Consider the following 20,134-nt stretch of genomic DNA (forward strand, 5'->3'; position numbering starts at 1 on the left):
CCTTTAACTAGAATTCTTTACCATATAATACCACGAATTTCAAATGGCGTTTCAATGATCTTTTTATTCATGTGTACTTTTTGGCCAGTTCACGGACATCCTTGGCAATTTCCTTAATTGGTTTTTCATCTGCATGATCCAATATGGGAACAAACAAAGCATCCCCCAGATGGGGGATGCTTTGTTTGTTCTATTTCATTCGTTCAATAGGCAACAAGGTCCCTCAGTGCCTTTTCCACTTTTTCAGGATTCACCATGAAGGATTTCTCCAATGATGGTGAATATGGCATCGCTGGGACATCCGGGCCTGCGAGTCTCATGATTGGGGCATCGAGATCGAAGAGGCAGTTTTCTGCAATGATCGCCGATACTTCACTGATGATGCTTCCTTCCTTATTATCTTCAGTAACCAATAGGACTTTTCCTGTTTTAGACGCAGCTTCCATAATGGCTTCTTGATCTAATGGATAAACGGTTCGTAAATCAAGTATATGAACGGATATGCCATCACTGGCCAGCCTTTCAGCTGCCTGGAGCGCAAAATGAACACAAAGGCCGTAAGTAATCACTGTAACGTCATCGCCTTCACGTTTTACATCCGCTTTACCAATCGGTAAAACATAATCATCATTCGGCACTTCTTCTTTAATAAGGCGATAGGCACGTTTATGTTCAAAGAAAAGGACCGGATCTTCATCGCGAATGGCTGCTTTCAATAAACCTTTCACGTCGTAGGGTGTAGAGGGCATGACGATTTTAAGTCCCGGTTGATTGGCAAAAATGGCCTCAACGGATTGTGAATGGTATAACGCCCCATGTACACCCCCGCCGTATGGAGCTCTGATGACGATAGGGCAATGCCAGTCATTATTGGAGCGATAACGGATTTTTGCAGCTTCCGAAATGATTTGGTTGATTGCTGGCATGATAAAATCAGCGAATTGCATTTCCGCAATCGGCCTCATTCCATACATGGCCGCGCCGATGCCGACTCCTGCGATTGCGGATTCAGCAAGCGGGGCATCAATGACACGCTGTTCCCCGAATTGTTCGTATAACCCTGATGTCGCTTTAAACACGCCGCCTTTTACCCCTACGTCCTCACCTAATACAAATACACGGGGATCACGTTCCATTTCTTCCCGCATCGCCATTATCACGGCATCTATATAAGATATCACTGCCATCTTCTTTCCTCCTTACTTACCTGCGTAAACGTAATTTGAGAGCGTGTCTTCATTTGCAAATGGAGCATTTTCCGCATAATCCGTCGCTTCGTTCACAACTTCCATTATTTCCTCGTTCATTTGTTTCTCCATTTGATCATCCATGATTCCAGCTTCTTTTAAATAGGCACCGAAAGTGATGATCGAATCTATTTTTTTGGCCTCTGACACTTCATCAGGCGACCTGTATTGACTATCATCATCATCGCTTGAGTGTGGCGTAAGCCTGTATGAAACCGTTTCGATTAAGCTTGGTCCTTCACCACGCCTGCCTCTATCGGCCGCTTCTTTCACCACCCGGTATACTTCGATCGGGTCATTTCCATCGACTGTCACCCCTGGCATGCCATAACCAATGGCCCGGTCTGACACTTTCCCGCAAGCCAATTGCTTTTCAATCGGTACGGAAATGGCATACTGATTATTCTCGCACATCAAGATAACCGGAAGTTTATGTACACCTGCAAAATTCGCTCCTTCATGGAAATCCCCTTGGTTTGATGAACCCTCTCCGAATGTAACGAATGAAACAATATCTTTTCCTTCCATTTTTCCAGCGAGTGCAATCCCCACTGCATGTGGCACTTGGGTGGTAACTGGCGAAGATCCCGTCACGATGCGATTCTTTTTTTGCCCAAAATGCCCAGGCATTTGACGCCCGCCCGAATTTGGATCTTCTGCTTTTGCAAAACTTGATAACATTAAATCCCTTGCGGTCATCCCAAACGCAAGAACCACACCGAGATCCCGGTAATAAGGAAGGACATAATCCTTTTCACGGTTCAATGCAAATGCAGCTCCCACTTGAGCTGCTTCCTGCCCTTGACAAGAAACGACAAAAGGAATTTTTCCAGATCTGTTCAACAGCCACATCCGTTCATCTATACGTCTTGCCAATAACATTATTCTATACATCTCAAGCACCTGATCATCACTTAGACCTGCCTGTAGATGACGGTTTTCAACCATATGTCATCATCCCTCCTAAAAATTAAAACATTTTTCGGTTAATACAAACTTAAATCCGGTTATTTATCTAAGGAAGAAAAATCTCGTTTATGTATGTATGCTTGCCATATAACACCCTCAAATGCGTTATCATCTAGTATTATTACCTGGTACTAACTCAATGCAATATTATCCTACCACTTTTTATCTCAAATTTCCAACTAATTTCACTCTGTTAAAAGGACATTTTGATGTCCATTGAATCAAGTACATGAATAAGTGGGTGTTTTCACGCGAAAACAATGATGAATCGCCAAGACCACTCAGATTTTTACTAGGGTTTTATGTACAACCAAAGTCTAGGTAAACACCGAAATTATTTAATCGCTTTTTTTGTTGACTAAGCGGAATAATAGCTGTAAATTAAAATGATTCATAAAATTAAATGTTCAAAATGGAACAGTTCAAAACAGAAAGAATGGTGATGTTGAGTGGAGAATGAAAAACAAATGCGTTCCGTACAACTATTGCGTTCATTTTGGAACGTGCAGAAAAATATTATGCGGTTCGTTCAAAAGACAGCCGCAGAAAGTGGATTAACAGTTCCTCAATACTCCATATTGATGACCATTACCCTTTACAAAGAGACCACTCAAAAAAATGTCGGGGAGAAAACATTTCTTCCAAAAAGTACCTTGAGCCAAGCGGTCGATGGTCTCGTTCGTTCAGGCATGCTCCATCGTGAGCATGTGGAGGGCAACCGGCGTGAGATTCAGTTGTCAATCACCGATCAGGGGAAAAATTTATTAAAAACGATTCATTTTCACGAAGGTAGCATTCACCAAGTCTTTCAAACGGCCATTGAAATGCTTTCCGAAGAACAGTTTGAAGAGTTGCTAGAAACGCATCTTCAAATTTCAAACTTTTTAGAAGCACAAGCTACCGAACAGGGAGAGTGTTCAAAATGATGAAAATACTGAAAAATTTATCCGTTTATAAGTGGATTATTTCAGCAGTTATCGGTCTGGTTTTTATTCAATCCATGTCGGACCTCTTTTTGCCTACACTAATGGCTGATATTATTGACAAAGGCGTCGTTCAAGGAGACACTCCATACATTTGGAAAATCGGTGGTTTGATGCTGTTGGTTTCCGCACTTGGCGCTTGTGCATCCATAATCGCAAGCTACTATTCTTCCAAAGCGGCAATGGGAATGGGACGCGATCTCCGCCTGAAAGTCTTTAATCATGTTGAAAAATTTTCGTTACAAGAATTTGATGAAGTCGGTACGGCGTCATTGATTACACGGACGACCAATGATATAACGCAAGTCCAGCAAGTGGTTATCATGATGCTTCGTATGGTTATCAGTGCACCTATCATGTTAATCGGCGGAGTGATCATGGCTGTATCCATGGATGCAAAATTATCACTTGTCATTGTTGTCACAATGCCTTTATTGATTGGGTCGATCTTGCTTATTCTATATAAAGGTGTACCGCTCTTTCAAACAGTGCAAAAACGATTAGACCGGTTGAACCTTGTATTACGAGAAAATTTAACTGGCATTCGCGTCATTCGAGCCTTCAATCGTGAAACGCAAGAGAAAGAACGTCTAAAGAAAGCGAATAAAGAATTGACGGATGTCTCGATCAAAGTCAATAAAATCATGGCCTTCATGATGCCTGTTATGATGCTTGTAATGAACTTGACGGTTGTTGGCGTCATTTGGTTTGGTGGAGTTCGTATTGATAACGGCGGTATGCATATCGGGGACTTAATGGCATTTATCCAATATGTTATGCAAATTATGTTCGCTCTCGTTATGGCATCCATGATGTTCGTTATGATTCCACGAGCGGCCGTGTCGGCAACAAGGATAAACGAAGTCCTTGACATGAAACCCTCATTCCTGGATGAGGGGACAGAAAAGGCAGATCGTGAACACGGTACAATTGAATTTGATCATGTGACGTTCAGTTATCCAGGAGCAGAAGAACCTGCATTATCGGATATTAGTTTTTCTGCAAGTCCTGGTGAAATCACCGCAATAATCGGCGGAACAGGCTCAGGGAAAACAACGCTCGTCAATTTGATCCCTCGCTTCTATGATATTTCAAGTGGAACGATCCGCGTCAATGGTGTTGATATTCGTAAGTCATCACAAGAAGAAGTTCGTTCAAAAATTGGCTTTGTGCCACAAAAGGCCGTCCTCTTTTCAGGTACGATCGCTGAAAACATTCTCTTTGGAAAACAAACAGCCACACAAGATGAAGTTGAGCATGCTGCTCGGATCGCGCAAGCGGAAGATTTTATCAACAACATGAAAGACGGCTATCAGGCAGAAATCGAACAAGGCGGTTCAAACCTATCAGGCGGGCAAAAACAGCGGCTTTCGATTGCGCGGGCACTCATTCGGAAACCCGATATTTATATATTCGATGATAGCTTTTCTGCACTTGATTTCAAGACGGATGCCAACCTTCGCGCAGCCTTGAAAGAAGAAACGAAAAATTCGACGGTAATACTCGTTGCCCAGCGTGTCAGTACGGTGGTTGACGCTGATCGAATCATTGTGTTAGACGAAGGACACATTGTAGGTATGGGAACACACCAAGAGTTGCTAAGTACAAACGACATATACCGTGAAATCGCCTTATCACAGCTCACGGAGGAGGAAATTGCATGAGTAATCAAAAAAAACCTCAAAGCGGCGGTCATATTGGGCATGGTCCTGGTGGCGGTAACATGATGATGATGGGTCAAAAAGCAAAAGATTTTAAAGGAACACTTAGACGTCTTTTGACCTATTTAAAACCTCGGCGCAACAAATTGATTGCCGTGTTCTTTGCTGCAATCATGAGTACGATTTTTATGATTGTCGGACCAAAAATCATGGGAACGGCAATTACGGAATTATTCGAAGGAGCATACGGGAAATTCCAAGGAATACCAGGAGCAGCCATTAACTTTGATAAAATTGGCCATATCCTTTTACTCCTTGCTGGACTGTATGCCTTAAGCAGCCTTTTCAACTATGTACAACAATACATTATGTCAAGTGTTGCACAAGAAACGGTATATGATCTTCGAGAAGATGTTAACGAAAAACTCGAGAAACTTCCACTCAAATATTTTGAAGGACGTCCAAACGGAGAAACACTTAGCCGAATGACAAATGATATTGATACAATCGGGAGCACCCTTCAGCAAAGCTTAACGCAATTCATCACATCAATCGTAACGATTTTGGGGATTATCATCATGATGCTTTCAATTAGCCCGTTATTGACATTAATCTCGATAGTCAGCTTACCTTTATCAATATTTGCAATCCGGCCTATTTTGAAAAAATCCCAAAAGTACTTTGCCGATCAACAACGTAAACTCGGACAATTAAATGGGCACATTGAAGAAATGTATACCGGCCATCAAGTCGTTAAAGCATTCGGACATGAAAAAAAGGCGAGTGCCCAGTTTACTGCGGTTAATGAAGAATTGTATAAAGCGGCAAGCAGAGCACAGTTTATATCTGGTATCATCATGCCCCTGATGTTCTTTATCGGAAATTTGAGCTATGTCCTCATCAGTGTTGTCGGAGGAATATTGGTAACGCAACGTTCGATTTCAATTGGTGATATTCAAGCATTCATCACTTATTCAAAGCAGTTCACCCAGCCAATCACACAAACGGCTAACATCGCAAACATAATTCAGTCAACGGTTGCAGCAGCTGAGCGTGTTTTTGAACTACTTGATGAAGAAGAGGAAATGAAAGAACAAACCACAGCTCACATAAAAAGGGCAAATGGTGCTGTCTCTTTCGAACATGTGGACTTTGGATATGGGGAAGAAATGTTAATTGAAGATATGAACATCGATGTCTTGTCTGGACAGACGGTCGCAATTGTTGGCCCGACTGGTGCTGGAAAAACAACCATGATAAATCTCTTGATGAGATTTTACGAACTCAATGGCGGAAAGATAAATATTGATGGTCTTGATACACGGAGTATGTCCCGTAGTGATCTTCGAAAGAGCTTTGGGATGGTTCTGCAAGATACTTGGCTCTTTAATGGCACGATTAAAGAAAATATCGCTTATGGCAAAAATGGAGCAACTGATGAAGAAATTTTCGCAGCTGCTCGTACGGCACATGCCGACCATTTCATTCGGACACTGCCAGATGGTTATGAAACAGTCTTAAACGAAGAAGCTTCGAACATCTCACAAGGCCAAAAGCAGCTTTTGACAATCGCCCGAGCTGTTCTAGCAGATCCACCAATCATGATCTTGGATGAAGCGACGTCTAGTGTGGACACTCGGACCGAAGTCTTTATCCAAAAAGCCATGAACCGACTGATGGAAGGAAGAACGAGCTTTGTCATTGCCCATCGTCTCTCAACGATTAAGGATGCAGATTTGATTCTTGTTATGGATCAAGGAAAAGTGATAGAGAAGGGAACGCATTCTGACCTTTTAAGGGTGAATGGTTTCTACGCAGATCTTTACAATAGTCAGTTTACTGAAAATGTAGCTGGATAATAAGAAAGAGGCTCAATTACCAATCGGAATTGAGCCTCTCTTTATAAATCTATCAACAACCGTTCCGTTGATGCTAACCAATTAGACATCCATGATTCAGTGATGACTTATAAGCTGCATCAATATCCCCTTTTATTTCCCTTTTTCACAAATTCCCAATCTACCTCAATATTTTTTCTGACCCTTTGGAGAAGAAGCAACATCGTTTCCGTTTCCTCCAAAGAAAATCCAGATAATGCAATCTTGTCGGTATACTCTCCTTCTTTTTTCAAAAAGGGATAGACCTTTTCACCTTTATCAGTAGCATATAACTTTCTAATTTTTTTGTTGCCCTCATCATTTTTCTTTTCAATAAAACCTTGAATTTCAAGTTTTTTAATGGCACGAGCCGCTGTAGTTCGATCAACCTTTATCATTTCTGCTAACTTTTCCTGAATGATTCCTGGATTTTCACATATTCGGACAAGATACAAATATTGCCCTTTTGTAAGGTCAAATTCTTTAAATTCAATATTACTTATAGAGTCCAATGCCCTTGCTATCATTCCAATTTCACGGAGTATTTCTTTCATTCAAAGTGCCCCTAACTTTTTTGTTGTATTTACAACAAAAATAATTTCGTTTATACTAAAAAAGGATATACATTTATTATGACTTGTCTTATTACATAAATCTAGAAAAGGAATGAAGAACATTGGAATCAAAAAGAATTACTACAGAAAGCGATTTAAAAATAGCCTTTCATATCAGAAAAGAAGTATTTGTTGAGGAACAAGGTTTCCTATTAGAAACTGAATTTGATGAATTTGATGCACTTCATGCTTCTTCTGAACACATATTAGTCTATTATAATGAAAAACCAGTCGGAACTGGAAGGTTAAGAGTTGTTGATGGTTTAGGTAAATTGGAGAGAATTTGCATCTTGGAGCCTTACCGTAAATTTGGCCTTGGAAAAATAATAATTAAAACTTTAGAAGAGATTGCAAAGGAAAAGGAACTATCCAAGGTTAAATTACATGGACAAACACAGGCAGAGGGTTTTTATAAAAAACTCGGCTATCAGACTTCATCCGATGTCTTTATGGAAGATGGCGGTCCTCATCTTTTAATGATAAAAGAATTAATGAACGAATAAGTGTGTTCAATGTGAATAAAACAAACATTACCCTGTATTTGATGGGATCATACTATTAATCTTAGGTTGTTCTTTAACGATACAATCAGACCTTGGAACATCATTACCATTTGATGCTCTTTTGGTCGACTTTTTACACGATACTTTTAAGTTCGCTCTTAAAAAGGAAAAAACCAGAATTTATGGTTCTACTACCTGCTTTACTAATAGGTCTTGGTATTGTTTTACAAAAGTTAAACATTCTTTTGACACTTCCTGCAAGGATCAGATTTATATTCAGCAGCAAAAATTCTGCATCTTTCACAGTCATTGGGGCAATGATATTTTTCATTTTGGCGAGGACAATTTTCATAACACACCAATTTTGGTCAATAGGAATAAGCACGAACAAGCCCTTAATAACCTAAAATGTTATTAAGGGCTAGAAATTTATTACACAACGGGTGCTGTTTTATGAACAAGTGGGTGAAGTGCCTGAGTTTCATCCATATAAATAAAAGCATCATATCTTTCTGACATTACAGAAGGTACATAGTTTCCATATTGTTCATATTCCGGTTTGTATACAACTCCAATCGCCCGATGGCCAATCCTATCTTGGAATAACTGCCGATTTTCATCGGTGAAAATGAGCAACTTATCATAAGCCCCCGAAAGGTGCATTGCCTCCTCCCAACTTCCATTCATTGCAGGAGGTACTGTTTTTATTTCAAGATCCACCCCCCACTCATCTGCTGCAATGACAGTTCCCGTATAGGTTCCGAAACCTGTGATAAATACATCTTCAGCTGGGTTTTGTTCACGAATGACCTGCCCTACGTTAATCATCCCGGAATCTCTCATATCAGTAGCGCTGGCATCGCCAACATGGGTATTATGTTCCCATACAATCGCCTTGCCTTTTGAACCGTAAAAATCCATTATTTCATTTAGTGCATCCACCATATGCATATCTCGGATATTCCATGATTTATCATCATGAACCACCATTGTCCTGTAATAATTTTCTGCATTATACGCTACTAATGCATTCACTTGAAGGTTCAAATTCAATTCTTCATGATTCGGGTATTTTTCTTTTTTCCGTTGAATAGTCGTCAGTAATTTGGCTACTTCCTCTATACAGTCTTCAGAAAAAATGCCTGCAGAAACTGCGTACTCTTCATTATTCCGATTGAATGGCTCAAAACATGTGAACGCCCGTCTTGCAGCCTCGAGGTCAGGTGAATCAATTTGTTTTAAGTAATGGATAACTTCATCCATGGATTCCCAAAGACTGTAAATATCTATTCCATAAAATCCAACTTTCGTTTGATTTTGTCCAGACTCATTGTATTCCTTCATCCATTCAATCAGGTCGATCATTTCCTCGTTTGCCCACATCCAGGTCGGCCAGCGGTCAAAAATCTTAAGCACATCCCTCGCCGAATTAAATACTTGGTCATAGCCTTTAACATACCTATTGATTGCCTGGCATGCGGGCCAATCGCCTTCAACGGCTACAAAGGTGAACCCTTTTTCTTGAATCAGTTTTTTTGTTATTTCGACTCTGGCCGTGTAAAACTCGGATGTTCCATGCGATGCCTCACCTAGCAATACAAATTTTGAATTTTTAACTTGTTGAACGAGCTTATCCCAAGCTGCTTCACTTTTAAGCATGACTGATTGTTCGATTATTGACTGAACCAGATTATGATGCACTGTTTTTCCCCCTTGTTCTCGACCATTAGCGTTTGTACTCAGCATTGTAAGAATTTGAACCTGCATGTACGGACAGTAAAGTATCAGCGTACCCCACTAGACGATTTATAAGTTCATCACAAATAGAGTAAACCAGCTGGAAATTTTCCACCTCAAATAGAACAGGGTCATCCAGAATGACCGTCGTGTTAATGAACATATCTTTGTTTCCATATAAATTGTAGTGAACTATAGCCTTTCCAGCAGCTCCTTCAGTAACTGGATCATTAAAGCCGGGAATGAAAACAAACCATTCTTCTGCAGTAGCTGATCTGAAGTTTTTCGTGAAAGACATTCGCTCGGTTACCTTCATGATCTTTTTTTGCTCTTCCGGATTTATATCCTTGACCTTGTTCATTCCATTGCCACCTTAACACCATGTTAATTACCTTCCGTTATATATTTTCCTTAAGGTACCCATCCTATAAATAATTATTATGAAATAGCCGAACACGGACACTGAAAAAAGGGTCATTATTTACATGAAGCTTGACCTTTAATAACAGCCGATAATCATGGGACTGCTGCATATAAAAATTATTATTGGGGTATCAAAAGAGGGAAGATAATATCCTGGATTGGGTTGGACTGGTCTGGAGTGGAGGAGTTGCTCATGGAAAAGATGAATCGGGGAATTTTAACGGCGCTGTCAGCAATCGGGATTGCGCAAGGGCTGAAAATTTTTACGCATTATAAGCTGACGGGAAAGTGGGACTTGAAACAGGCTTTCACAACAGGTGGAATGCCTAGTTCGCACTCCGCCGGTGTGGCCGCACTGGCATCATATGTGGCAGCGAATAAAGGCTGGCTGCATACGGAAACAGCGCTTGCCACAGTGTTTGGCGTGATTGTGATGTATGATGCTCAAGGGATTCGGCGCCATACAGGGGAAATTGCCAAGCTTGTGAATGATCTTGAAGATAATATGGCGAAATTTTCGGGAGAGTTTCCGAGCTTTGAGTATGTGGAGCGTGAGAAAGAACTGAATGAACTCCTCGGCCATCAGCCTGTGGAAGTTGGAGCAGGTGCGTTGCTTGGTGTGGTACTAGGGCTTATTTCGGCTAAATTGGAGGATGGCAAGCCCTCTAGAATCAAAGGCTGATTACGTCATGCATGCTTTGATATTCCAGATTTTGAAGTAAGGTATGTAAGGAACAAGGTAAAGAAGATCAACATATATATAGATATTTTCAACATGAAATTATCTAAAAAAACATCTCAGTAAAGTGTTTTTTCTTATAAAAAAATTACAATCAAAACATGTCTATGTTATTAACATAGACATGACTAATAATTTATTCAGTTTAACTTATAGAAGTTTCAACTAAGTTGTCTTAAGATGACCCGTTTATTCTTACTTCTCTCAAAGGTGTACTATTAATATTTATTAAAGTGACACTGTTTCTTCGACTAAGATTAACTTTAGTTGAAGAAACAGCATTAAAGGATCTCCACATTGAAGATCCTTTTTTTCATTAACTATAAAATCGATCTCTTAAGTAAACTTGCAAAGTTTTTTCGCCAAACCACTTCCGTTCTGCGATTATTGTTTCACTAACACACCTTTGATTCTATAAGAAAATAAAAAAGCAGCGCGATTTTTTTGTTTTACTTACATTTAAAAAGGAGTGTAAAAATCATTCTGTATCTTTCACTTTTTTTGTTTCATTTAGGTCTTGTAGCTCTAATTTTTCCACTTTCACCTAGCTCACGAGAAAACTCTTCATCAACACGATCCGGTTCTATTTTTAAGTTTTCGGGAGTTTGAGGTAACGCCTTTTTGCTGCTAGATGGTTTATGATTGTTTGATCTTCCCATTATATTGCCTCCTAACGAATTTTAATCTTTATTAGTATGGCTAAGAACCACATTTATATATCTTTAGATTTGCTCATGAACGAACATTTTTATCTTAAGAACAGTTTTTTGGAACAGCTCCTTCTTATACCACTTAACGCACCTGAGTGTTGAATAAGAAATCCTTTTCTTTGATGCAGATTGTCTTAAAACTACACTACCTCTACTTCACATTATTTTAAAGATTCATTCAAGATTTACAAAATAACTACAGTCTATTCGTCACAAAAGTTCATTTATTTGTTTCGTAACCTCTTTAAATTTCTTGTCGAGTTCTGTGTACGCTTCATCTTTGGTTTCCTTTTTTACTTGTTCCAGAAAATCAAAATATTAGAGGACAATCAGATGATATAACGTCCGATATCATTTATAAATTTTCTTATTTTTTTATCCCCCTCCTATAACGCTTCTTGTACCTCTATTTCCATCTCCAATAAGGCGTAACTCAAACTTTTCCCATGCGTATCCATACCGAGTGATATTGTAACTCCGCCAAGCAAAGCTTGATGGCAAACGAACTGAAGTGCAGCGATATTTGGAAGCTCGTATCGAAAAATTTCACCATCAACAATGTCCTTAAAATGTTGTTTTACTCTCTCTATTGTTACTTCTTTGCATAAAAGGGAATAGTCTTTTTCATGATATGGAATAAGCGAAAGCATCAAAATATTCCCTTTATCACCGGCGCGACTGTGGGCAAGCTCATATAGTTTTCTCTTCATGCAGTACACTCTCCTTTATTACAACACTCACTTCAATTTCTTCACGAGGAAGTAGAGAAGAAACAATTCCTAAAACTTCGTGTGTATACTTTCTTGCTCCTCCTCCACCGGCTGGCCCGTTTGTGTAAAGAGATTCAACCTCTTCACCAATTTTAGCGGCTTCGCTTAGACTTTGTGCTTTAGCTGCGACCCTTAGTCGGACTTCGTATGGTTCATTCCATTGCCCAAACGTATTCCGGTGTGTGGATGAAACACCGATATAATCAATCCGCAACTCATCAAAACTCTTCTCAAGTCTCGTTCTCATAATGTCTCCAGCTAGTTGTGCCCGTCCCCATGCATTTGAACCTGCATATGAAATTTCTCCTTCTCCTATAAACCCTGCATGGTAACCGACGCTTACTTTTAACGTTTCCGGCCGTTTCTTTCCTTTCCCTCCTGTTACTTCAATTCGATTCGGTCCTGCCTCTCGAAGCTTAACTGACATAAAGTCTGCAATTACATCAGGTGTAATGTATTCGTTCGGATTTGTGACTTCATATAAAAGCTGTTCTTTCGCCGTCATTAGATTGATAACTCCACCTGTATTTGAAATTTTTGCAATCAAGGCAGAACCGTCTGCTCGTACCTCCGCATACGGAAATCCTAAGTCCTCCAAGTGTGGAACATCCTTTTTCCCAGGATCTGCGTAATAACCACCAGCAATTTGACCACCGCATTCCAAAAGGTGGCCAATAATGGTTCCCTTTGCAATCAAATCTGTCTCGTCAACCGACCAGCCGAAGTGGTGAACCATTGGCGCTAAAAATAAGGATGGATCCGCCACTCTCCCGGTCAGAATAATGTCTGCTTCTTTTTCTAACGCAGGTAAAATAGCTTCCACACCAAGATAGGCATTTGCCGATAAAATTGGGCCATATGAATGTAGAGGCTTATTTGTTTCCATAGTCTGTGCCTCTGTATCCAGGAATGACGATACATCATCCCCTGTCACAGCCGCCACTTTGATAGAAAGACCTAGTCGTTGGGCAATTTCAATTACTTTTTCAGCACCACTGACCGGGTTGGCTGCTCCCATATTTGTAATTAAGCGCACACCATTTTGAATGAGTGTTGGAAGTAAAAGCTCCATCCGCTTTTCAAGCAGCGGATCATAGCCCAATGAAGAATTCTCTTTTTTTCGCTTATGCGCCAGCGCGATTGTCCGTTCAGCCAAACATTCCAACACTAGATAATCCAAATTCCCTTTTTCTGCAAGGAGTAGTGCGGGTTCCAACCGATCACCTGAAAATCCTGCACCTGAACCGATTCTAATCAACATAATCACCTCAAATAATAGTAATAGCTCCTGTTAGCAGGGCTACGATAGTCATGATAATTGTTGTTCCAAATGCCCATTTAAAAATAAAACGCTGATGATCCCCTAAATCAACGCCTGTCATTCCTATAAGAATAAACGTAGAGGCTGTTAATGGACTTAATGGGAAGCCGGTTGTCATTTGCCCCAGTATAGCTGCCCGGCCCACTTCGATGGGATCAATTCCAAAAGTAGAAGCGGTTTGACTAATGATAGGTAAAACTCCAAAATAGTAAGCATCCGGTGTAAAAACTAAACTTAGAGGCATGCTTGTTATAGCTGTCAAAATAGGCAAGTAGCCCGCCATCGCTTCAGGAATAACCGACACCATTGAAAGCGCCATAGCATCAATCATTTTTGTTCCGGTCAAAATACCGGTAAAAATCCCCGCCGCAAAGATCATGGTCGAAACCATAACAACGTTGTTTGCATGACTTGTGATCCGCTCCATCTGTTGTTTTTGGTTTGGGTAATTCACCAATAAAGCAATTGTAAAAGCAATAATAAATAAAGTAGGTAGTGGAAGCCATACTTTGATTAAAGCGATGAGAAGAATCAGTGTCAAAATAAGATTGAACCAAAAAAGTTGGGGTCGCTTAAATTCTAACGTCGTTGCCGCTAATTCTTGAAAAGATATGTTGTCCTTTTCCCCCATATCTATAATCCCTAATCTTTCCCTTTCTCTTTTTCCAAGCAAATAGGATGAAAACAACACCCATAGGACACCTGCAACCATAGCAGGTAGAATAGGATTAAACAGTTGAGCAGAAGTGACATTTAAAGTTGCCATCGCCCTTGCTGTTGGACCGCCCCATGGTGCAAGATTCATGACACCGGCGCCCAAAGCAACTACACCTGCTAAAATGAGAGGATTCATCTTCAATCTCTTATAAAGAGGAAGGAAAGCGGAAACAGTTATCATAAAAGTAGAAGCACCATCCCCATCCAAGGATACAAGCATTGTGATAACAGCCGTGCCCACCACCACTTTTAAGGGATCTCCTTTCACGATAAGAAGCATCTTAGATACGATTGGATCAAACAAACCCGTGTCCATCATCAGTCCAAAATATAAAACAGCAAAAGCCACCATAATTCCTGTAGGAGCAACCTTTACGATACCAGCTAACATCATTTCTCCTATCCCCAAGCCAAATCCGCCAATTAAAGAAAAAACGATCGGCACCAACACCAGAGCAATCAAGACTGATAAACGTTTTGTCATAATGAGGTAAAGGAAAACCCCTATTGTCAAGAAACCTAAAATAGCTAACATATAATCCCTCCCAATGAGTCGTAAATTGAATGTTTACTGACATAGCCCAGATGAAAAAATTTTTCCCCTCGAGGCATATTTCCAAGGATTTCATTACCCTTTCTATAAGAGTTTTGCTGTGTACTATACTTTTGCAAGAACCATGCCTAAACAAAGAATGTAATATTTAAATTATTATTGCAGTTTGATTTTCTTAGATGTTTGTTCACTCTAATGCTGATTTATCAGTTATTTAAGTACTCATTTAAAAATTTTTAAAACAAAAAAAAGAAAGCACTTTGTTGCTAGCGCTTTCATTTATAGTGGATTCAAATTCTAATTTTTTAGAAAATATCACTAAGATTCTCAAATAAATTTCTTTATCCCCTATTCTATAGCCTTGGTTGATTTCTAATTTTTTAGAATTCGATGGATATTATTCTAACTTTTTAGAAATCACTTTAAATAATACGGTATTTTTTCATTTTATTATATAAGGTGGCCAAAGACACCCCTAGAGAATTTGCGGTTTTTTTTCTTCCTTCCATATCATTTCCAAACTGCCCCAAAATTTCTTGGATGAATTTTGATTCTGCTTCTTCCGTTATGTCCTTTAGTGTTCGACCGTTTGGTTTTAGAGTAGAATCTAAGCGATTCAATTCGAGCTTCATCAATACATCAGGTAGGTGTTGGATCTTTATCTCCATACCTTCTGCCATACAAGTTGCAAAGTCGATCACATTTCTCAATTCTCGAACATTGCCAGGCCATTCATATGACCGTAAAAATTCTAAAGTTTGTTCGTCAATAGTATACATAGAACCCTCCTTAGCTGATGGAGTTAATGACGAACGAAGCAATGATTGAATCAGTTCAGGGATATCCTCTCTTCGTTCTCGAAGAGGTGCTATCTTTAAGCCTATAACATTAAGTCTATAAAACAAATCTCCGCGAAAATGATTTTTATTTACAAGCTGTTGTAAATCACGGTGTGTAGCGGCAATAATCCTGACATCAATATTTCGCTCTTCTGTTTCTCCTACTCTTCTGATCTTACTTTCTTGTAACACCCTGAGTAACTTAGCCTGAAGATCATATGACATATCACCAATTTCATCCAAAAAGAGCGTACCCTGGTCTGCCATTTCAAATAAGCCGATTTTACCGCCTTTTTTTGCATTGGTAAAGGCCCCATCTCCATAACCGAATAATTCACTTTCTAATAAAGAAGGTGGAATAGACGCACAATTAACTGGAATAAAAGGCTTATTACCACGATGGCTTTTATGATGAATAGCCTGTGCGAATAATTCTTTTCCTGTCCCGCTCTCGCCGATAATTAAAATTGGAAAGTTGGAATCGGAAACCCGTTTTGCCACATACACAACGTCCTTCAACCCGCCATCTTTTCCAATGATGTCATCAAAAGTGTATTTTACTTGATAAAGCGAATTCATCTGCTTTTTAAGCTGCCGGACTTTCTCGTTTTGTTTTTGAAGTTCAATTGACAATTTATGAACTTCAGTTAAACTTTTGCAGACGGACACAGCGCCAACAACCTGTTCATTGAGAATAATTGGAGCCATATCAACCACATATTCTCGGTCTTTTGTCTTTCGGTAAACTCCAACACGACATTGACAATCTTTTAGTGTTTTTGTAAGTTGCGCTCCGGGCCGATATTTTACCAGTGGCTTCCCTATGATTTCAGCAGTAACACCTGTAATACGTGTATATTCAGGATTGATCATCCTTACATACCCATTATGATCAATCACTAAAACACCATCATTGATTGATTCTATAATTGATTTCCACCAGCCTATGCTATTTTCACTAATTGAAGCATTGTTTTTATTATTTGATTGCTCTTTCAAGGAAATTACTCCTTTCACCCATATAGTCCATATTTCAGCTTTTTTCACCTGGATCATTTCTTTATTTTTATCTCTAAACAGCCCATTCGTGGTAATTTTCTTTGTGGTTGTTATGTGTCGCTTGGCATGTCTGGAGAGGTCAGTCGCTGCAACGAAGTTCTGGTCTACTTTTCATTGTGTGCAACCTAATTGACTACCTTTGTTTTCGAATCGTTTTATTTTGTGTACGAGTATGCATAAATAGGCATTTAAGGATTTGACTTGGAGCGCCTGGGGGGACGATTTGTCTTGAAAGACTGAAGAAGCGGTTATTTCATGAAACAGCCAATCCTTTCATAAAGTCCAATCAATGTGTACGTTGAATATTATAGATTTACTTTATATATTGTCTCAACTAAATCAGCCATTTTTCTACCCTAAAACTACGTTGAACCCGGTGGTAACTCATATTATAGCTAATCGGGTTTTAATGGAAAGTTTTGAATGGCGTTTTAATACGGTTCAAAATAATCGACTAACTCAATGATATTAGAAGCGAAAATGACCTAAGCCTCTCTGCTTCTTAGAAAGGCTTAGGTCACTTTATGTGCAAAATCAATTCTTCCGAGACATTTTCATTGCGAATGAGTACATATCCGATCGGAATAACCCTTTATAATATTCTACTAAGTTACCATCAGAATCAAAAATCATTCGTTCTGTAATCAGCAAGCACATCGTTTCGGCTATTCCTAAATGTTCTGCATCTTCTTTTGTTGGGAAGCCGCAGGTTATGATTTGTTCCGCTTCACAAAAGTCAATGTTTAGATCACCTTCGAGTGCATCATACAATACGGTTGTACTTAAATCGAATTTCGTCAATTTTTTTCCTAGGTCCAAAGAATAATAATGCAATTCTATGGCTATTGGGACATCCCCCTGCAACCGCAGCCTTTTAATATGGTAAGATTCATCATCAAACCCATTTGCATCAGCTATATTTTCAGGTGTCATTACACGGCCATGATCAAGTAGTTCAATGCCCATGCTTTTAGTGGTTTCCGTAAAACTTATCATCTTAAGCCATTCTTGTACAGGTTTAAGGGAAACGAACGTTCCCTTCCCATGCCTTTTTTCCAATATCCCCTCACGAACCAGGATGGATACGGCTTCCCGTACAGTGCTCCTGCTGACAGAATACATATCCATGAGTTCCCTTTCACTCGGGATTTTATCTTTATAATAACCTTCCAAAATCTGATTTTCCAATATGGTTTTCAATTGAGCATGTAAAGGGATTGGATTTTTAAAGTCTAACTCCATAAAATTTCCTCCAAACAGAAAAAGACATCATAATGTTCGTATCAGTTCTTATATTGTAAACCAAATAATTATAATATTCAAACATGCCGACGGTTGATTTTTCCTTAAATTAGGATTCTACCTTTTTTCCACTCCTTCTTTTCCAATAAAACGTTTCTTCAGATGAAAAAAACCTGAATAGATTTATGTATTCAGGGCTTATCCTATATGCAACCTTTATAACGTTTCAGGCATATTTAATGAGGAAAAATAGTAAATCTTATCTATTAAACGATAAAGTACGAGATTATCGAGAGCAGCAAAGAAGTAATGGTCATCGCTAAAAGAGGACGCATGGCTTTTGTCCGCAGTGCCTGCAGGCTAACATTCAGTCCAAGACCGATCATGGCCATTGTCAATATAAATGTAGTCGTTTTGGAAATACCATCCATTACGAGAGGAGACACCGTGATATACGTTCCAAACACATAACTTCCTATTAGACTCATGATTATAAAACCAACGAGGAACCATGGAAAATCAATTTTGGCATCATGGCCCATTTTCCCGGTTGTGCGTTTTTTCATCCAATACATAAAAATGAAACATAATGGGATAAGTAAAAAGACACGGCCCAATTTTGCAAGAAGTGCAATCGCTAGCGCATCTTCACCCGCCGGTGCTCCCGCCAAGGCAACATGGGCGATTTCATGAAGACTGATCCCAGACCAAATTCCATAATCCAAAGCAGATAGCGGAAGGACCGGACGTAAAAGTGTATAAACAATGGAGAAAAGTGTTCCCATTAACGCGATTATCCCGACACCTATGGCTGTATCTTCTTCCTTCGCTTTCACGATAGGAGATATTGCCGCGATGGCTGCTGCACCGCATATTCCGGTTCCTACAGCAAGAAGAAGGGAAATGGAGGCATCTGCCTTAAACCACTTTGCAATCAGGACCATCACGACTATTGCAAAAGTCACTGTTCCTATGTCACGTACCAACAATGGCAGACCTTGATTGAAAATCACATCGATATTTAATTTCAACCCGTATAAAATAATGGCAAAACGCAAAAGTTTTTTTGCAGAAAATTCTATTCCCGTCCGGAACTTTTCTGGATATCCCGCAATTTGACGATAAATCACGGCAATGATGATCGAGCAAGCAAGTGGACCGATTCGATTGAATCCTGCAATCTTGGACAGCCCCAAGCCTAAGAGGGCAATAAAAAAGGTGAAAGCGATACCGCTCAGCCACAAAACCACCCTGTTTTGAAGCAACTTTTTCTGTTCTTGCGGTGTTTCTTCCAGTGGCTCATATTTTTCTAATTCCATATATTCCTTCCCCCTTTCCAGATAAATTAAAGTCCAAATTACGGATCATCCCAACCTTTCAATCTTTTGAAAAAAATCGGTTCCTTCTATATTGGTAGGTGAATTCCCTTTAATAAAACACTCGGATTTCTTTAAATATGGCAAGCTTGGATTTTGATTCCCCCACAATTCAGATACGGCCAGGGTCTGGGAACGATGGGACCTTAAGGCACGGATTTTTTTCTGTAAAGTCCCTGCAATATTCACTCTTGTGATACTGCTCATCCCGTTTTCTTTTATCCATTCATCATAAAAAGCATGCCAAAGGACAAAGTATAGACTATGAACCTTAAAAGCTGGAAATACTGAATCTGGATAATAATCGGGATCACCGGATTTTAGAAAAGCAAATTCGGCAGCACGGCCTATCGCACAATGGTCTGGATGCCCCCCATATTTCCCGTGGAATGTTACTAATGCATCCGGTTGAACTTCACGAATCACCTTTACGATTCTCTCAGCCAATAAATCGAAGCTTTCAAATTCAATCGTTTTATCCCTTACGTTTAAAAATCGCAGGTCGCTTATCCCCAATTCTTCACAAGCTCTTTTTAACTCCTCTACCCTTAGTTCAGGCAATGCCTCCCTTGTTGTAATGATGGGATTTCCCATGCGCCTGCCCATTTCGCCTTTTGTCGCACAAAGTAATGTAATATGAACACCTCGCTCAGACATTTTGGCAATGGTGCCGCCACACAGGAATGACTCATCATCGGGATGTGCAAGAACCACCAATAACCTATGTTGTGATTGCATATTTCCTCCTACATTGGATTCTCCAGTTTTCCCCCAGTTAGACCCACCATGAAAAA

18 protein-coding genes are annotated in these 20,134 nt (G+C 39.7%); 5 read left to right on the forward strand and 13 right to left on the reverse strand.

Annotated features, from left to right (window positions below):
* Positions 1–203 precede the first annotated feature (203 nt).
* Together ACQKFG_RS22560 and ACQKFG_RS22565 are read right to left on the reverse strand one after the other, a co-directional pair.
* Positions 204–1,187, reverse strand: a complete 984-nt coding sequence (locus ACQKFG_RS22560; protein WP_369619073.1) for an alpha-ketoacid dehydrogenase subunit beta — start codon at positions 1,185–1,187, stop codon at positions 204–206.
* Between the two features lie 12 nt (positions 1,188–1,199).
* Positions 1,200–2,195 (reverse strand): thiamine pyrophosphate-dependent dehydrogenase E1 component subunit alpha, encoded by a 996-nt coding sequence (locus tag ACQKFG_RS22565; RefSeq protein WP_192204457.1) that lies wholly within the window; start codon positions 2,193–2,195, stop codon positions 1,200–1,202.
* Between the two features lie 470 nt (positions 2,196–2,665).
* On the opposite strand from ACQKFG_RS22565, the gene ACQKFG_RS22570 reads away from it, so the two are divergent.
* Genes ACQKFG_RS22570 through ACQKFG_RS22580 form a run of 3 tightly spaced genes read left to right on the forward strand, consistent with a single transcriptional unit; the run spans position 2,666 to position 6,719 of the window.
* Complete coding sequence (locus tag ACQKFG_RS22570; RefSeq protein ID WP_427563108.1) at positions 2,666–3,142, forward strand: MarR family winged helix-turn-helix transcriptional regulator; 477 nt, start codon at positions 2,666–2,668, stop codon at positions 3,140–3,142.
* Positions 3,139–4,863 carry an ABC transporter ATP-binding protein gene (locus tag ACQKFG_RS22575; protein ID WP_427563110.1) on the forward strand — a complete coding sequence of 575 codons (1,725 nt, stop codon included), beginning with the start codon at positions 3,139–3,141 and terminating at the stop codon, positions 4,861–4,863. Before ACQKFG_RS22570 ends, ACQKFG_RS22575 begins: the two co-directional genes overlap by 4 nt.
* Positions 4,860–6,719, forward strand: coding sequence for an ABC transporter ATP-binding protein (locus ACQKFG_RS22580; protein WP_192204455.1), 1,860 nt, complete (start codon positions 4,860–4,862; stop codon positions 6,717–6,719). Before ACQKFG_RS22575 ends, ACQKFG_RS22580 begins: the two co-directional genes overlap by 4 nt.
* A gap of 119 nt (positions 6,720–6,838) precedes the next feature.
* Here the strand turns inward: ACQKFG_RS22580 and ACQKFG_RS22585 are convergent, their stop codons facing one another.
* Complete coding sequence (locus ACQKFG_RS22585) at positions 6,839–7,291, reverse strand: MarR family winged helix-turn-helix transcriptional regulator (RefSeq protein ID WP_427563113.1); 453 nt, start codon at positions 7,289–7,291, stop codon at positions 6,839–6,841.
* 122 nt (positions 7,292–7,413) lie between these two features.
* Between ACQKFG_RS22585 and ACQKFG_RS22590 the strand changes: the two genes are divergently transcribed.
* A complete protein-coding gene (locus tag ACQKFG_RS22590; protein WP_427563114.1) occupies positions 7,414–7,854 on the forward strand; it encodes a GNAT family N-acetyltransferase in 441 nt (146 codons plus the stop codon).
* 432 nt (positions 7,855–8,286) lie between these two features.
* On the opposite strand, the gene ACQKFG_RS22595 is transcribed toward ACQKFG_RS22590, so the two are convergent.
* Positions 8,287–9,555 carry an erythromycin esterase family protein gene (locus ACQKFG_RS22595; protein ID WP_427563116.1) on the reverse strand — a complete coding sequence of 423 codons (1,269 nt, stop codon included), beginning with the start codon at positions 9,553–9,555 and terminating at the stop codon, positions 8,287–8,289.
* Positions 9,556–9,580: 25 nt separating this feature from the next.
* Entirely contained in the window at positions 9,581–9,952 is a 372-nt protein-coding gene (locus ACQKFG_RS22600) for a hypothetical protein (protein WP_260287981.1), read from the reverse strand.
* A 255-nt stretch (positions 9,953–10,207) separates the two neighbouring features.
* On the opposite strand from ACQKFG_RS22600, the gene ACQKFG_RS22605 reads away from it, so the two are divergent.
* Positions 10,208–10,696 (forward strand): divergent PAP2 family protein, encoded by a 489-nt coding sequence (locus ACQKFG_RS22605; RefSeq protein ID WP_192204449.1) that lies wholly within the window; start codon positions 10,208–10,210, stop codon positions 10,694–10,696.
* A 563-nt stretch (positions 10,697–11,259) separates the two neighbouring features.
* Here the strand turns inward: ACQKFG_RS22605 and ACQKFG_RS22610 are convergent.
* The 8 genes from ACQKFG_RS22610 to ACQKFG_RS22645 form a co-directional block, all read right to left on the reverse strand.
* The gene (locus tag ACQKFG_RS22610) at positions 11,260–11,412 is read right to left on the reverse strand and encodes a YfhD family protein (RefSeq protein WP_076368975.1); all 153 of its coding nucleotides are present in this window, start codon (positions 11,410–11,412) and stop codon (positions 11,260–11,262) included.
* Positions 11,413–11,849: 437 nt separating this feature from the next.
* Positions 11,850–12,173 carry an AtuA-related protein gene (locus ACQKFG_RS22615; protein WP_342615569.1) on the reverse strand — a complete coding sequence of 108 codons (324 nt, stop codon included), beginning with the start codon at positions 12,171–12,173 and terminating at the stop codon, positions 11,850–11,852.
* On the reverse strand, positions 12,154–13,494 hold the full coding sequence (locus ACQKFG_RS22620; RefSeq protein ID WP_342615568.1) for an acyclic terpene utilization AtuA family protein: 1,341 nt from the start codon (positions 13,492–13,494) through the stop codon (positions 12,154–12,156). Before ACQKFG_RS22620 ends, ACQKFG_RS22615 begins: the two co-directional genes overlap by 20 nt.
* Before the next feature lie 7 nt (positions 13,495–13,501).
* Positions 13,502–14,806, reverse strand: coding sequence for a CitMHS family transporter (locus ACQKFG_RS22625; RefSeq protein ID WP_342615566.1), 1,305 nt, complete (start codon positions 14,804–14,806; stop codon positions 13,502–13,504).
* 440 nt (positions 14,807–15,246) lie between these two features.
* Complete coding sequence (locus ACQKFG_RS22630) at positions 15,247–16,662, reverse strand: sigma-54 interaction domain-containing protein (protein WP_427563121.1); 1,416 nt, start codon at positions 16,660–16,662, stop codon at positions 15,247–15,249.
* A 594-nt stretch (positions 16,663–17,256) separates the two neighbouring features.
* Entirely contained in the window at positions 17,257–17,964 is a 708-nt protein-coding gene (locus tag ACQKFG_RS22635; RefSeq protein WP_192204444.1) for a GntR family transcriptional regulator, read from the reverse strand.
* Between the two features lie 266 nt (positions 17,965–18,230).
* Positions 18,231–19,283 (reverse strand): YeiH family protein, encoded by a 1,053-nt coding sequence (locus ACQKFG_RS22640; protein WP_427563123.1) that lies wholly within the window; start codon positions 19,281–19,283, stop codon positions 18,231–18,233.
* A 45-nt stretch (positions 19,284–19,328) separates the two neighbouring features.
* Positions 19,329–20,078, reverse strand: coding sequence for a PIG-L family deacetylase (locus ACQKFG_RS22645; protein ID WP_427563125.1), 750 nt, complete (start codon positions 20,076–20,078; stop codon positions 19,329–19,331).
* Positions 20,079–20,134: the final 56 nt, after the last annotated feature.

This window comes from Peribacillus sp. NPDC076916 (genome assembly GCF_050269675.1).
Taxonomy (GTDB): domain Bacteria; phylum Bacillota; class Bacilli; order Bacillales; family DSM-1321; genus Peribacillus; species Peribacillus aracenensis.

Bases quoted from the DNA above. Each gene is read 5' to 3' on its own strand.
- ACQKFG_RS22605 (WP_192204449.1), top strand. From the start codon at position 10,208: ATGGAAAAGATGAATCGGGGAATTTTAACGGCGCTGTCAGCAATCGGG.
- ACQKFG_RS22575 (WP_427563110.1), top strand. From the start codon at position 3,139: ATGATGAAAATACTGAAAAATTTATCCGTTTATAAGTGGATTATTTCA.
- ACQKFG_RS22565 (WP_192204457.1), bottom strand. From the start codon at position 2,195: ATGGTTGAAAACCGTCATCTACAGGCAGGTCTAAGTGATGATCAGGTG.
- ACQKFG_RS22600 (WP_260287981.1), bottom strand. From the start codon at position 9,952: ATGAACAAGGTCAAGGATATAAATCCGGAAGAGCAAAAAAAGATCATG.
- ACQKFG_RS22635 (WP_192204444.1), bottom strand. From the start codon at position 17,964: ATGGAGTTAGACTTTAAAAATCCAATCCCTTTACATGCTCAATTGAAA.
- ACQKFG_RS22640 (WP_427563123.1), bottom strand. From the start codon at position 19,283: ATGGAATTAGAAAAATATGAGCCACTGGAAGAAACACCGCAAGAACAG.
- ACQKFG_RS22610 (WP_076368975.1), bottom strand. From the start codon at position 11,412: ATGGGAAGATCAAACAATCATAAACCATCTAGCAGCAAAAAGGCGTTA.
- ACQKFG_RS22580 (WP_192204455.1), top strand. From the start codon at position 4,860: ATGAGTAATCAAAAAAAACCTCAAAGCGGCGGTCATATTGGGCATGGT.
- ACQKFG_RS22620 (WP_342615568.1), bottom strand. From the start codon at position 13,494: ATGTTGATTAGAATCGGTTCAGGTGCAGGATTTTCAGGTGATCGGTTG.
- ACQKFG_RS22585 (WP_427563113.1), bottom strand. From the start codon at position 7,291: ATGAAAGAAATACTCCGTGAAATTGGAATGATAGCAAGGGCATTGGAC.
- ACQKFG_RS22625 (WP_342615566.1), bottom strand. From the start codon at position 14,806: ATGTTAGCTATTTTAGGTTTCTTGACAATAGGGGTTTTCCTTTACCTC.
- ACQKFG_RS22560 (WP_369619073.1), bottom strand. From the start codon at position 1,187: ATGGCAGTGATATCTTATATAGATGCCGTGATAATGGCGATGCGGGAA.
- ACQKFG_RS22615 (WP_342615569.1), bottom strand. From the start codon at position 12,173: ATGAAGAGAAAACTATATGAGCTTGCCCACAGTCGCGCCGGTGATAAA.
- ACQKFG_RS22645 (WP_427563125.1), bottom strand. From the start codon at position 20,078: ATGCAATCACAACATAGGTTATTGGTGGTTCTTGCACATCCCGATGAT.